14 protein-coding genes, 2 tRNA genes and 1 pseudogene are annotated in these 13,281 nt (G+C 59.9%); 10 read left to right on the top strand and 7 right to left on the bottom strand.

Annotated elements, in window-relative coordinates:
- Positions 1-390: 390 nt before the first annotated feature.
- Positions 391-579 (top strand): hypothetical protein, encoded by a 189-nt coding sequence (locus tag BJQ17_RS25490; RefSeq protein WP_012052901.1) that lies wholly within the window; start codon positions 391-393, stop codon positions 577-579.
- 4 nt (positions 580-583) lie between these two features.
- Here BJQ17_RS25490 and BJQ17_RS25485 read toward each other — a convergent pair whose 3' ends face one another.
- The 3 genes from BJQ17_RS25485 to nhaR form a co-directional block, all read right to left on the bottom strand.
- The gene (locus BJQ17_RS25485) at positions 584-1,231 is read right to left on the bottom strand and encodes a YceH family protein (RefSeq protein ID WP_070096818.1); all 648 of its coding nucleotides are present in this window, start codon (positions 1,229-1,231) and stop codon (positions 584-586) included.
- A gap of 88 nt (positions 1,232-1,319) precedes the next feature.
- The gene (gene sstT / locus BJQ17_RS25480) at positions 1,320-2,531 is read right to left on the bottom strand and encodes a serine/threonine transporter SstT (RefSeq protein ID WP_003250545.1); all 1,212 of its coding nucleotides are present in this window, start codon (positions 2,529-2,531) and stop codon (positions 1,320-1,322) included.
- A 97-nt stretch (positions 2,532-2,628) separates the two neighbouring features.
- The gene (gene nhaR / locus BJQ17_RS25475; protein WP_070096817.1) at positions 2,629-3,522 is read right to left on the bottom strand and encodes a transcriptional activator NhaR; all 894 of its coding nucleotides are present in this window, start codon (positions 3,520-3,522) and stop codon (positions 2,629-2,631) included.
- 132 nt (positions 3,523-3,654) lie between these two features.
- On the opposite strand from nhaR, the gene BJQ17_RS25470 reads away from it, so the two are divergent.
- Together BJQ17_RS25470 and BJQ17_RS25465 are read left to right on the top strand one after the other, a co-directional pair.
- The gene (locus tag BJQ17_RS25470) at positions 3,655-3,894 is read left to right on the top strand and encodes a hypothetical protein (protein ID WP_003250549.1); all 240 of its coding nucleotides are present in this window, start codon (positions 3,655-3,657) and stop codon (positions 3,892-3,894) included.
- Positions 3,895-3,922: 28 nt separating this feature from the next.
- Positions 3,923-4,675, top strand: coding sequence for a TerC family protein (locus BJQ17_RS25465; RefSeq protein ID WP_003250551.1), 753 nt, complete (start codon positions 3,923-3,925; stop codon positions 4,673-4,675).
- A gap of 126 nt (positions 4,676-4,801) precedes the next feature.
- On the opposite strand, the gene BJQ17_RS31820 is transcribed toward BJQ17_RS25465, so the two are convergent.
- Entirely contained in the window at positions 4,802-4,975 is a 174-nt protein-coding gene (locus tag BJQ17_RS31820; RefSeq protein WP_003250553.1) for a hypothetical protein, read from the bottom strand.
- Positions 4,976-5,141: 166 nt separating this feature from the next.
- Between BJQ17_RS31820 and BJQ17_RS25460 the strand changes: the two genes are divergently transcribed.
- Positions 5,142-5,876: a peptidase C39 family protein gene (locus tag BJQ17_RS25460; protein WP_003250555.1), complete on the top strand. Its 735-nt coding sequence runs from the start codon at positions 5,142-5,144 to the stop codon at positions 5,874-5,876.
- A gap of 111 nt (positions 5,877-5,987) precedes the next feature.
- Here the strand turns inward: BJQ17_RS25460 and BJQ17_RS25455 are convergent, their stop codons facing one another.
- Positions 5,988-7,271, bottom strand: a complete 1,284-nt coding sequence (locus BJQ17_RS25455) for an FAD-binding oxidoreductase (RefSeq protein ID WP_003250557.1) — start codon at positions 7,269-7,271, stop codon at positions 5,988-5,990.
- A gap of 203 nt (positions 7,272-7,474) precedes the next feature.
- Between BJQ17_RS25455 and BJQ17_RS25450 the strand changes: the two genes are divergently transcribed.
- From BJQ17_RS25450 to BJQ17_RS25435, 4 genes are all read left to right on the top strand, one after another.
- Positions 7,475-7,551, top strand: a tRNA-Val gene (locus BJQ17_RS25450).
- A gap of 172 nt (positions 7,552-7,723) precedes the next feature.
- Positions 7,724-7,800: transfer RNA gene (locus BJQ17_RS25445), tRNA-Val, on the top strand.
- A 131-nt stretch (positions 7,801-7,931) separates the two neighbouring features.
- Positions 7,932-8,501, top strand: a complete 570-nt coding sequence (locus tag BJQ17_RS25440; RefSeq protein WP_014591568.1) for an SPOR domain-containing protein — start codon at positions 7,932-7,934, stop codon at positions 8,499-8,501.
- A 162-nt stretch (positions 8,502-8,663) separates the two neighbouring features.
- Positions 8,664-9,089, top strand: a complete 426-nt coding sequence (locus BJQ17_RS25435) for a hypothetical protein (RefSeq protein WP_003250560.1) — start codon at positions 8,664-8,666, stop codon at positions 9,087-9,089.
- Positions 9,090-9,092: 3 nt separating this feature from the next.
- On the opposite strand, the pseudogene BJQ17_RS25430 reads toward BJQ17_RS25435, so the two are convergent.
- Positions 9,093-9,326: pseudogene (locus BJQ17_RS25430) on the bottom strand (endonuclease); the annotation flags it as partial.
- A 1,008-nt stretch (positions 9,327-10,334) separates the two neighbouring features.
- On the opposite strand from BJQ17_RS25430, the gene BJQ17_RS25425 reads away from it, so the two are divergent.
- Complete coding sequence (locus BJQ17_RS25425; RefSeq protein WP_070096816.1) at positions 10,335-10,976, top strand: hypothetical protein; 642 nt, start codon at positions 10,335-10,337, stop codon at positions 10,974-10,976.
- Positions 10,977-11,196: 220 nt separating this feature from the next.
- On the opposite strand, the gene BJQ17_RS25420 is transcribed toward BJQ17_RS25425, so the two are convergent.
- Entirely contained in the window at positions 11,197-12,111 is a 915-nt protein-coding gene (locus BJQ17_RS25420) for a helix-turn-helix domain-containing protein (RefSeq protein WP_003250567.1), read from the bottom strand.
- A 141-nt stretch (positions 12,112-12,252) separates the two neighbouring features.
- On the opposite strand from BJQ17_RS25420, the gene BJQ17_RS25415 reads away from it, so the two are divergent.
- Complete coding sequence (locus tag BJQ17_RS25415; protein WP_070096815.1) at positions 12,253-13,242, top strand: aldo/keto reductase; 990 nt, start codon at positions 12,253-12,255, stop codon at positions 13,240-13,242.
- Positions 13,243-13,281 lie beyond the last annotated feature (39 nt).

Below are 13,281 nucleotides of genomic sequence, written 5' to 3'. Positions count from 1 at the left end.
GATCGGTGGTGGACACATGTCGGTGGCCGGGCCTGCTGGCCAATCACCACCCGCCGTTCACCGTTGCTGCCGCTACCGTATTCGCGGGTAAACCCGCTCCTACACAGATCGGTGGTAGACACACATCGAGGGCTGGACACAGGCCGTCGTAGGAGCGGGTTTACCCGCGAAGAGGCCGGGCCTGCTGGCCAATCTCCAACTGCCGTTCACCGTCGCCGCCGCCACCGTATTCGCGGGTAAACCCGCTCCTACGCAGATTGGTGGCGGACACACATCGAAGGTTGGACACAGGCCGCTGTAGGAGCGGGTTTACCCGCGAAAGGGCCGGTGCAAGCAAAGCAGGACCTGAAGGTGTCTATGCTTACTGCAGACCCCTCAGGAATCAAACCGATGACCCTGATCAGCCGCGAACCCTGGTGGCTAGTCCCCCCACAGCCCGGGCAGCAAGAGCAGGACCTGCACTGGGGCTACCTGGAAATCTACGCCGACGGTCGCGCTGTGTTCGTCGACCAGCGCCCCACTGACCGGGAGCTGGCCGAGCGCAAGAGCTGCCGCAATTTCCCCGACCCCGAGCCGTGACGGCTCAGCCTTCCAGTTCGGCCAGGCGTGCTTCCAGCGCCGCAATGCGGGCTTCGAGGGCCTCGATGCGTTCTTCGGACACACTGCCGCCACTGGTGCGCGCGCCGCCTTCCTGCTGCCGTGCAGCGAGAATCGCCTCGATTTCCGCCGGGTCGCCCAAGGCATGGGTGTAGCGGTCTTCACGCTGGCCGGCCTGGCGTGGCAGGTGCAAGGCCAGGTCCCGCGAGATCAGGCGCTCCAGCTGATGCTGGATCTGCTCGGTGTCGTCAAAGTCGTGCAGGCGGTTGCTACGGGTCAGCAGTTCGTTGAGGGTTTGCGGGCCCCGCAGGAACATCAGGCCCATCAGCACCAACTGCGCTGGCACCAGCTCCAGTGCCTTGTCTACCCGATGTTCCCAGCGGTCGGCACGGCTGCCCATCTGCAGGCGGGTCATGCCCTGACCTTCGAGGGCGCGCAAGGCTTGGCCGACCTGGCCTTGGGTGAGGTTCATCACCGGCTCGCGGCTGGTCTTCTGGTTGCAGGCCAGGACCAGGGCATTGAGGGTCAGCGGGTAGCTTTCCGGGCTGGTGGCCTGCTTTTCGATCAGCGAGCCGAGAACGCGGACCTCGATGCTGTTGAAGCGGCCTTCACCTGCGGTTTCGTGTTCTGACATGGCCCTGTCTCGTGGCTGGGGAAAGGCCACTAGGGTAGGTAATGCGATCGCGTAAGGCAATTGGGGCCGCAAAGCGGCCCCGGCCCGCTTAGCCGTTACGCTGCTCTTCGGCCTGACACGCCGCCGCGGTGAACAGCACATCGGTTGAAGAATTCAGCGCCGTTTCGGCAGAATCCTGCAACACGCCGATGATGAAGCCCACCGCCACTACCTGCATGGCAATTTCGCTAGGGATGCCAAACAGGCTGCACGCCAGCGGAATCAGCAGCAGCGAACCCCCAGCCACGCCCGAGGCGCCGCAGGCGCACACTGCCGCCACCACGCTGAGCAGCACGGCAGTCGGCAGGTCCACCTGGATACCCAGGGTATGCACGGCGGCCAGGGTCAGCACGGTAATGGTGATCGCCGCACCGGCCATGTTGATGGTCGCGCCCAGCGGGATCGACACCGAGTAGGTGTCTTCATGCAGGCCAAGGCGTTCCGACAACGCCAGGTTCACCGGGATGTTGGCGGCCGAGCTGCGGGTGAAGAACGCGGTAATACCGCTTTCACGCAGGCACAAAAGCGTCAGCGGGTACGGGTTGCGGCGAATCTTCCAGAACACGATCAGCGGGTTCATCACCAGCGCCACGAACAGCATGCAGCCGATCAGTACCGCCAGCAGGTGCAGGTAGCCGAGCAGCGCGTCCAGGCCCGACTGGGCCAGGGTGGAACTGACCAGGCCAAAGATGCCCAGCGGGGCGAAGCGGATGACCACGCGCACGATCAGGGTTACACCCGTGGACAGGTCTTCGACCACGGTACGGGTGGTTTCGCCGGCGTGGCGCAGGGCCACGCCCAAGCCGATGGCCCACGTCAGTACGCCGATGAAGTTGGCATTGAGCAGGGCATTGACCGGGTTGTCTACCGCACTCAGCAGCAGGTTCTGCAGCACCTCGGTGATGCCGCCTGGCGCGCTCAGCGTGGCTTCGCTGGTGCTTAGTACCAGGTACGACGGGAACAGCATGCTGGCAACCACGGCCACCACTGCTGCGGCAAAGGTGCCCAGCAGGTACAGCCAGAGGATCGGGCGAATGTGGGTTTCCTGGCCGTGACGATGGTTGGCGACCGAAGCCATGACCAGGATGAACACCAGCACGGGCGCAACCGCCTTCAGGGCGCTGACAAACACCTTGCCAAGAAAGGCCAGGTCGCGGGCGATGGCAGGTGCCAGCAGGGCGAGGGCGATGCCGGCGAGCAGGCCGATGACGATCTGAGTCACCAGGCTGGTGCGGTTGAGGAAGCGGAGGAGAGGGGTCATGTGCAGCGGTATCTCGGAATCTGGAAAGGGCGGACTTTACCATAGAGCACCTGGTGGGCACGGCGCGCCTTGTTGCTAGTCAATCAGGCTTGGATGGCTACCAGTGAAACAACTCCCGCCGCGCCCCCTCGGTAATCGCCACGATCCCTGGGTGCTTGACCTTGCGCTCCACCGAAATGGCATAGAACGACTCGTGCACGGCCTCGGTCTGCCCGATCAGTTGCACGCCATACTGACGGCACACCTCCTCGGCGATTACGCTGGGCGCAACGAAAATGCCGCTGCCCGACTGCCCGAACGCTTGCATCAAGGCACTGTCATCGAACTCCCCCACGATCCGTGGCTGCACCTGCTGCTCGCCCAGCCACCGCAGCAAGCGGCTGCTTACCACGGTCTCCTGGCCGGGAACCAGCAGCGGAGAATCCTGCAGGCAAGCTGGAAAAGGCCCTTCAAGCCGTTGTGCCAGCGCCGGGGTGGCGAAGAAGCTCAGCCCGCACTCGCCAAGCTTTTGGCTGTAGCACTTGATGTCCAGGTGGTTAGGCATGGGGCTGTCGGAAATCACCAGGTCCAGGCGCTGGATAGCCAGGTCTGCCAGTAACCGCTCAAGTTTGTCCTCGCGGCAGTTGATGCGCAGCACCTCCTCCAGGTCCATGGTCGGTGCCAGCAGGCGGTAGACAATGGATTTGGGCACCACGTCAGCCACCCCCACACGAAACAGGATCTGCTCCTGAGGGCCGGCGCGCAGCATGGCTTCAAGCTCGCTGCCAATCTGAAACATCTGCTCTGCATACACCAGGGCCTGGCGGCCGGTTTCTGTCAGTTCCAGCTGCCGGCCGGCGCGCTGGAACAGTTCCAGGCCGTAGGTTTGCTCGAACAGCGTGATCTGCCCGCTAATGGTTTGTGGTGTGAGGTTCAGCTGTTGGCTGGCGCGGGTGATGCTGCCCGTCTTGGCCACGGCCCAGAAGTAATGCAACTGGCGATAGTTAAGCACCGTCGGTCGTCCCGATTCGTAAAAACCGAAGTATATGCCATGAAAATACGAATTTTCCTGAACTATTGCCGTCTCTAGAATGCACGGCTATCAGGCGCCATGCGCCGCCGGGTTATTTCAAGCGAGGACACCATGCTGCAACTCAAATCCATTGGCACCCCATTGGTGCTGGCTTTGGCCCTGTTCACCCTGGCAGGCTGCGACCAGGCCGAGAAATCCGCCCAGCAGATGCTCGACCAGGCCGCGCAGTCGGCCAAGCAGGCCATCGACGACACCAACAAGGCTGCCCAGCAGGCGCTGAGCGAAGCCATCGGCGGCGAAGGGCAGAAGCCCAAGGATGCCGAGAAGAAAGAAGAAACCCAGGAAATCTGACCCCAACCGCTGCTGCAGGATTTGAACAATGGAATATTTGCTGGAACTCGCCGCTAGCCCTACCGCCTGGGTTGCCCTGGCTACGCTGGTGGCCATGGAAGTTGTACTGGGCATCGACAACCTGATCTTCATCTCGATCCTGACCAACAAACTGCCGGTGGAGTACCGCTCCAAGGCGCGGCGTATCGGTATCAGCATGGCCTTGGTCATGCGGCTCGCCTTGCTCAGCACCGTGGCCTGGATCGTCCAGTTGACCGACCCGGTGTTCGAAGTGTTCGGCAACGCCTTCTCGTGGAAGGATGTGATTCTGATTGCCGGTGGTTTGTTCTTGCTGTGGAAGGCGACCAAGGAAATTCACGAAAACGTCGACCCGCATGGCGCCAAGGAGGAAGCCAAAGTCTCCTCCACGGTGACCCTGGGCTTTGCTGCGGCGATCTTCCAGATCCTGCTGCTGGACATCGTCTTCTCGGTCGACAGCATCATCACCGCCGTGGGCATGACCGAGCACCTGCCCATCATGATTATCGCCGTTATCACGGCTGTGATCGTGATGATGGTGGCCGCCGACCCGCTGGCCAACTTCATCAACGACAACCCGACCGTGGTCATGCTGGCGCTGGGCTTCCTCATCATGATCGGCATGACGCTGATCGCCGAAGGCTTTGGCGCCCATGTACCCAAGGGCTATGTGTATGCGGCCATGGCGTTCTCGACGGCTATCGAGGTCCTCAACATCCTGGCCCGCCGAGCGCGTCTGAAGCGTGAGGCGGCTGAAGGTTGATGTAAAAAGGGGCGCCTCGCGCCCCTCTTGCGGACAAGCCCGCTGCATAGGTATTCGCGTGGCACTGGCAACGCGAATACCTATGCAGCGGGCTTGTCAGTCAGTGGGCTTCGGGAAATCCTGAGGTTAGCTCACCCCGGCATGCCGCCGCGGCCGTCTTACTGGCTGTGGCTTGGCGGGTGCCTGCGGTGGCAGGTGGTGTGCATGACGCCGCACGATACGCAGTACACCCCACAGCATGGCGGCTGCGACGCTCAGCCACATGCCTACCAGCATGAGAATTGCCATGGTCAGGCTCATCTGTGCCTCCATCTTTGCGGCAAGCGCTTGATTGGGCCGCGTTTACCTTCCAGACACTGCTTTAGTCTAGCCCTTCGTCTGTGACGTTCCATCGAACAATGGTCTATCTCTAGGGCCGATTCGCTCCAAGGCGCTGTCGGACTATACCCGCGCCGCTGTCGGACCTATGATCGGTGGCCAGAGCCGGGCGCTGCCTGCCTGGCGTTGGAACAAGCGAGTGTCCATGGAGCAACATTCCTTCAAGGCTGCCCCCCGGCGGCTACTGGCTGCCTGCCTGCTGGCTGCCACCTTGGCCGGCTGCGCCAGCGCACCGCCCGGCAACCTCAAGGGCCTGCCGCAGCGAGTCGAGATCAGCAGCGTGCCGTTCTACCGTGGCAACGCCAACCACAGCGGGGCCATGGCGCTGGCGGCAGTGCTGTCGCAGCAGGGGGCGCCTATTACGCCGGGCTTGCTGGATAAGCCGCTCAACCTGCCTCAGGGCGCCGAAACGCTGGATACCGCTATTCCCCGTGTGGCGCGGGACTACGGTAGGGTGGTGTACCCGCTGGACAAGCAACTGGACGCGCTGCTGACCCAGGTGGCAGCGGGCAACCCGGTGCTGCTGCGTTACGAGGACGGTTCGGCCTGGTGGAGCGAGCCGCGCTATGCGGTGTTGATGGGCTATGACCGTTACAAGCAGCGGGTGCTGCTGCGCTCGGGCATGCACCGGCGGCAGGTGATGGCATTCGATGAATTTGCATCGGCATGGGAGAAGCAGGGGAGTTGGGCGGTGCTGGTGCAGCCACCTCGGCAACTGCCGGCCCAGGTTGATCGCCAGCGGTGGTTGCATGCTGCGGATGAATTGGCCAAGGCCGGGCAAGAGATTGCGGCGAAGCAGGCGGTCAATAGCCTGAACGAATAGCGTTGCCTGTGCCGGCTTCTTCGCCGGCAAGCCCGCGCCCACAGGATTTGTGCTTATTGCACAGTCCGTGTGGGCGCAGGTTTGCCGGCGAAGAGGCCAGGCCTGCCTGAATCAGAAGCCCAGGCGATCGCGCAGGCTGTAGTACCAGGCACCGATGGCGCTGAAGGGTACGCGCAGCATCTGGCCACCCGGGAACGGGTAGTGCGGCAGGCCGGCAAAGGCGTCGAAACGCTCTGCCTGGCCGCGCAGGGCCTCGGCCAGCACCTTGCCCGCCAGGTGGGTATAGGTCACGCCGTGGCCCGAGCAACCCTGCGAGTAGTAGATGTTGTCGCCAATCCGGCCAACCTGTGGCAGGCGCGACAAGGTCAGCAGGAAGTTACCGGTCCAGGCGTAGTCGATCTTCACGTTCTTCAGCTGCGGGAAGGCCTTGAGCATTTTCGGGCGGATGATCGCCTCGATGTTGGCCGGGTCACGCGCGCCGTACACCACGCCGCCACCGAAAATCAGGCGCTTGTCGCTGGTCAGGCGGTAGTAGTCGAGCAGGTAGTTGCAGTCCTCGACGCAGTAGTCCTGCGGCAGCAGGGTGCGTGCCAGTTCTTCGCCCAGTGGCTCGGTGGTGATCACCTGCGTGCCGCATGGCATGGACTTGGCGGCCAGCTCGGGTACCAGGTTGCCCAGGTAGGCGTTGCCGGCAACGATGATGAACTTGGCGCGGACCTTGCCCTGCGGGGTATGCACGACCGGGTTGGCACCGCGTTCGATGCGCACGGCCGGGGTTTGCTCATAGATGATGCCACCCAGCGACTCGACCGCGGCAGCTTCACCCAGGGCCAGGTTCAGCGGGTGGATGTGGCCGCCGCTCATGTCGAGCATGCCGCCGATGTAGCTGTCGCAGGCAACCACTTCGCGGATGCGCTTCTGGTCCATCAGCTCCAGCTGATTATGGCCAAAGCGTTCCCACAGGCGCTTTTGCGATTCCAGGTGACCCATCTGCTTGCTGGTAAGGGCAGCGAATACGCCACCATCTTTCAGGTCGCACTGAATGTTGTACTTGGCCACGCGTTCACGAATGATGCGCCCGCCCTCGAAGGCCATGTGGCCCAGCAGTTGTGCCTGCTTGGGGCCGACGGTGCGTTCGATGACATCAATGTCGCGGCTGTAGCTGTTGACGATCTGGCCGCCGTTGCGGCCCGATGCGCCGAAGCCGACCTTGGCCGCCTCGACGATGCTCACCTTGAAGCCGTTCTCCAGAAGGAACAGGGCGCTGGACAGGCCGGTGTAGCCGGCACCGATGATGCACACATCGGTTTCCACCTCACCCTGCAGCGCCGGACGTGGCGGCACCGGGTTGGCCGAGGCGGCGTAGTAGGACTGGGGGTAGGGGGTGTTAGCCATGCTGCAGGAACCTCGTGTTTTATATTTTTAACGAATGTACCGATGCTATCAATAATAATAAACACCCGCTAGTCGTCTGGTGAAAATCCTTTACGGGCCCCCCTCAGTCAGCCTCTCTTATAAAGAGTTTAAGATTCAGTAGCTTAGCGCGAAAAAAAGTGTTGACAGGGTTTTTGTAATGCGTAGAATGCGCACCACACGACAGGCACATAGCTCAGTTGGTTAGAGCACCACCTTGACATGGTGGGGGTCGTTGGTTCGAGTCCAATTGTGCCTACCAAATCGAAAAAGGGGTGATCCGAAAGGGTCACCCCTTTTTTCATTGTCCATTGCCGCGCGAGCCGGAATACCGCGGCATGGACGCAAAGCGCTTTCATTCGAAAGTTTTTGATTTTTCTCAAAAAAAAGCTTTACAGGTACGCATCGGGCCACTAATATGCGCACCACACGACAGGCACATAGCTCAGTTGGTTAGAGCACCACCTTGACATGGTGGGGGTCGTTGGTTCGAGTCCAATTGTGCCTACCAAATCGAAAAAGGGCGATCAGAAATGATCGCCCTTTTTGCATTTGCGCCCGAAGCAGCGTGTAACGTTTGGTCGCGGTGCGGGGCATACCCGGCGTGCTAGAATCCGCGCCTTCGAATCTGGAGGTACACGCGTGCGCAAACTGGCTGTGGTAATGGCAGTGCTCGCCCTGGCGGGCTGTGAGAACGAGGTCGAAGGCGTGCACAAGCAGGTGGCCGAACACCTGCATAACCCCAAGACCGCCAAGTTCGGCAACGTGCGGATTGACACCCAGGGCACCATCTGCGGTCAGGTCCGCGGCAAGGACGATGCCGGGCAGTACGAAGCCTACCGCAGCTACGTGGCGATCAAGCGCGATGGCCAATACGACATCATCGTCGACGATACCGGCAATAACCTGCGTATCCGCGAGCTTTGCGGCGGAGCCGACCTGCAGCGCCGTGCCGAGGCGCTGGCAGACCAGCCGGCGCCCCAGGGTTGGGACGTGGAAGTGGTGCAGGGCGCCAACATGGGCGCGCTCAGCGACATGACGGCGCGCCTGATCGAAAAGGGCATCCCGTCTTCGGTGGAGTACCGTGACGGCAAGCCGGTGGTGCTGCTGGGGCCGTTCCCCACCCGCGAAGAAGCGCAAGCGCGCAGGGACGAAGTGATGGCCAAGCTGGGTACCGATTCGGTGGTCATCCAGCACGGCGCAGCACGCTAGGGTCTGTTCGAGAAGTCTTGAGACGCAGCATGACCAAGTATCAAGGCTTATCGTACAGAGCCTAAGCCAGTACAGTGGCGCCGCGGCCAAGGCTTGTGTCAGGCGCTGTTCACACAAGTTTGGCTATGCTTGGGGTGGTAGCTGCCAAACGGGGAGGGCCTCATGTCTACACTGGAGCGGGCCATTGCCGTGGCCGCCAGGGCGCATGAAGGGCAATACGATAAGGGTGGGGCGGCTTATATCCTCCACCCGTTACGCGTGATGATGCGGGTTTCCACACCTGAGCAGCGGATTGTGGCGGTGCTTCACGATGTGATCGAAGACACCCCGCTGACCCTGTCCGACCTGGCGCGTGAGGGCTTCGCGCTGAAAATCCTGGCTGCGTTGCTGGCGCTTAGCCGCCGCGAAGGCGAGCCTTACCAGGATTTCGTGGTGCGCCTGGGCGAAGATCCGTTGGCGCGCACCGTCAAGCTGGCCGATCTGGCCGACAACAGCGACCTCTCGCGCATCCCTTGCCCGGGCCCCGCCGACCTGGCGCGGCTGGCCCGTTATCGCCAAGCCAGTGCCTATTTACAGGCGCTGGCCTGAGGATCAACCGCACGCCTTGAGGTTGACCGGCCCCACGAACGCGTTTCCTCGCCCCATCACGCAGGCGACCTGTTGGTTGCGTTGCTGCTCCCAGGCTTGCGGCGGGTAGGTCTTGTTCCAGGCTTCGAACAGTTGGCGGTCCTGTTTGGACAGGCGCAGGTTGTACTGCTTGCTCATGTAGAAGTAGGTGCGGGCGATCATGCCGCGGATCGACGGGCGCGGCATCACCTTCCGGCTGAAATAGCGGGCCGGAGGTTAGTCGCATGATGGCTTCAATCTGCTTGCTCGGATAAAGGCTATCCATCGCACGCATCGCTGCAGTTGCAGGTGCAATGGCCTTGTCCGCGAATTCCCGGATTTGCCTAAGGGAAGCACCATGGGAGTGAAGCAGAGAGCTAGTCACTCGGGCATTTTCTAATAGAGCCTGGGTGCCCGCATAGCTTTCCTGGAAAGACTTGATGGCTTCGATGGTTGACCTGTCGATAGGAGGTGGAGGAGAGAGCGTCTCGTTCGCCATTCTTTGGAGGGCCGCCAATTCTTGGGGCGTTCTTTCCGCTTCAGCCTGGTTGATGGCTTCTATGTAATCAGCTACCTGCTGAAGTCGTTCGTCTTGATTCGACACCATCCCACCCCAAGTCTTCGGCTCAGGTTGAAAGGATACCTGTTCCGGTTCCGCACGGGCGATGGGTTCCGGGGGAATGAGTGCAGACATGAATGTATTTTTTAAGCCGCGTTATGGGCTAGGGCGCGCCGCTTCGCGGCCAGGCTGTCGTAAACCGAGCCTTGGCGTTCCGCCCAGTCTCGGCCCTGTCGGGCTGACATCCTTTACGCCTTCGGCCTTCCTGGCCTGCGCGCTCCGCTTGCTTTTACGGCCTAGTTAGTAGCCGTGTTCGGCGGCATAAGAAGTTCGGATCAGAGGGGCAGCAAAGAAAAATCGGAAATACGCTCAAGGTTTTCCAAAACGCACCGTGTGTCATCACCGAACTCAACTATCGGATCAGGGTCGTGGAAAGCCGCACTCGCAACAAAATCTGCTCCAGATCCGCCCCAGAGCATAGGATTCATAGGCTTGTACCATTTCGAGCCGTTCGATATGATCTCTTTCGGCTCTCCGCCAAAGCTCTGGTCGGCTTGAAAAAGAGATCGCTATACCCCGCTTCAATCCTGCTATCGCATTCCGGAATTCCCGGTTATTCGCTAGTGACAAAACGCCCAGCGCAGCGACACTTTCCTGGTATTTCTTGGATGACTGACTTCGTCAAGGCCGCTGCATTTGCAGCCAAAAAATCTCTCGCCCTCAAGGGCATCAAAGTCCAGCACGGCATTGCGCTGGAGATCGTTGCCGCGTTCCTGGGATACAGGACATATGCTGCCTTGGTGGTTGAAGAGGGCAATGAGAGTCTGAAATGTCACCTGGTTGATGCTGAGGTCATCGTCCTTGATTACGACGGCGGTACCTCTAGGCTGACTGAGCTTGAGGTGATGCAGGCCTTCATCGTTCAAGACTTCATCGACGCTATTGTCGAGTGTCGAGACGGCGTGTTTCCGGATCTTTCAAACTTTCTTGATGACTACGTCGCGCGGGAGCTTCAGGACGTTATCCTTTCGGATAAGGGCTTCATAGAAGCAGTAGAGCGCGCGACAGGGTCTGAGCCATTTTCAGCTGAGCTAGATGGAGGGTGGTCGTTCAGCGAGCAGCTCTGGATAGCCGGCGAAACTTGGCAGGTTTCGTGCTCTGGCTCACTCGAAGGGTTGGCCAATCGGGTTAGTGCTGATGCTGACAATGATGGTGAGGTCGAAGAAGTGCGTTGTAGTGGTCAGGTCACGTTTGCCAAGGCGGGGCGGGCGGGGTTGAGATTGCTGCGGGGCGTTGGTGAAGTTCTCTAGCGGGGGGCAGGAGGAGACGTCCAGCCTTGGCGCTTGAGCATCGCTAGCTGCTTTTCCAGCTGGTCGCGCAGCGCTTCGTCAGCATGGCAATAGGAAAAACACGTTCGGCACTCACGTTGACTCCTCAATGAGCTAACTGCCCTGAGGCATCCTCCCCGCTGTTTTCAGGGGAGGCGTTGAAATCAGCATTAGCTGGCTGCTGTGGCCAAACCAATCGTCGCTAGCGTTGACGCCTGTAGTCGCTAGGTGACAGCCCGGACTCTTTGCGAAACAGATGTGAAAAGTGGCTAGGGTTTGCGTAGCCGATCTCATTAGAAATGGCAACGATGCTTTTGTCGGTTTCTCGCAGCATTCGTTTGGCTTCCTCCAGGCGGAGCTTTATCTGGTACTGCGAGGGGGCTAGTCCAATGGCTCGTTTGAAGAGTCGATTGAAGTGATGCTCGCTCATGCCTGCCTGTTGAGCTAGGGCCCCCAGACTGAACGGTTCGGCTAGGTTGTCGGTCATCCAGGCCGTGATGCGACGTAGTTTGTGAAGGGGTAGAGCGGGGGCTGATTTATGAGCTCCTGCATCTACTTCTACATACTGACGAGCGAGGTGGACACATATGGCCTGGGCGACTCCTCGAGTGAGCAGTCGATTTGCGTCCGAGCGTTCTGATTCCGCTCGTAGCAGCTGCAGGAGTGACACTAGAGCTTCATCGGCCACGCCGGAGACATCATGAAGCATCGCCTGGTTGGCCCTCTCGCCAAAAACCGACTGCAGTACCTCCTCGAAAAGAGCCAAGTCTAGTAGCACCATCACCACCTCGACAGGCTCGGCGCTCAGCCGTGTCCAACTGAACTCGTAAGGGGCGCCTCCTGCAGTGATGAACAGTGACCCTTCGCTGATTCGAGTTCTGGCCCATTCTCCGTTCTCGGCTCGTTCGCAGGTATCTGCAATCCCTGATGTCACCCAGACGATCAGGGGCTCAATGACCGCTGGCATCGTGAAGGTTTCCGACACAGTGGTTAGAGCGAACTTGGACATCTGTACGTCCTGCCACGCGACGCCCTGAGTCGAGCTGATTTTCGTGCCTGCGGGATAGCTGTCTAGGCGGTTAGCCGACGTCATCTCAGGGACGGGTTTGGTGTTCATGACCATCACTCGGGTTAGGAAATGCAGTCAAAAGATAAAAGCAAAATCACGATAGGTCGGGCAAGGCTCGGGTAGAGCGATATCGCCTCGGGAGCCACACTCAACTCATCAAGTTTACCGCCGACGACAGAGGGTGATGGCATGAAGATGCGCAAATTGGGTAACAGTGGCCTTGAGGTTTCTGCACTGGGCATGGGGGTCATGAATTTGAGCTTCGGCACGGGCAAGGCAGTTAGCCAGGACGATGGCGTTCGGGTGATCCATGCCGCCCAGGATCGGGGGATCAACTTTTTCGATACCGCTCAAGCGTATGGGCCATATACCAATGAGCGGCTTCTCGGTGAAGCCCTGGTTGGGCGACGCGAACGAGCGATAATCGCAACCAAATTTGGATTCAAGCTGGAGAACGGTGGGATTGTGGGTACCGACAGCCGTCCGGAGACCATCCGCGCTGTGGCCGAAGCCTCGCTGATCAGTTTGAAGACCGACTACATAGATCTTTTCTACCAGCATCGCGTAGATCCCAATGTCCCAATTGAAGATGTTGTTGGGACGTTGAAAGACCTCATCAGGGAGGGCAAAGTGCTTCACTATGGTCTTTCGGAGGTGGGTGCATCTACCATCCGAAAAGCGCATGCAGTTCATCCCGTGGCGGCTGTTCAGAATCAGTATTCGATCTGGACGCGCGAGCCCGAGGCGGAGGTGATCCCGGTTTGTGAGGAACTGGGTATTGGCTTTGTCCCATGGGGCCCTCTTGGTACTGGTTTTTTGACGGGTACCATTACCGCCAACACGAAATTTGATAGTTCTACAGATCTTCGAGCTGGCTTCCCTCGTTTCACCCAAGAGGCCATCCGAGCTAACATGCCTGTGGTTGAGATGCTTCGATCCATTGCTGCGCGGAAGCATGCCAGCCCGGTGCAGATCGCGTTGGCCTGGCTGCTCGCCCAGAAACCTTGGATCGTCCCAATCCCTGGCATGGACAAAATTGAATACTTAACCGAGAACATTCTTTCAGTCGACCTGGAACTGACGGACTCCGATTTGCGTGAAATCGATACGCAGCAGGCGTCTATTCACATCCAAGGTGGCCGGCTGGACGATGGTCTTCTGTCGATGTCTGAAAAATAACTTCTTGTATTTGATCTCACGCGGGCGCAGTTTGAGGCC

It is taken from the genome of Pseudomonas sp. NBRC 111139 (assembly GCF_001753955.1).
In the GTDB taxonomy this organism is placed as follows: domain Bacteria; phylum Pseudomonadota; class Gammaproteobacteria; order Pseudomonadales; family Pseudomonadaceae; genus Aquipseudomonas; species Aquipseudomonas alloputida.
Note: the sequence above shows the minus strand (reverse complement) of the source record. Positions and strands in the feature narration are given on the sequence as shown.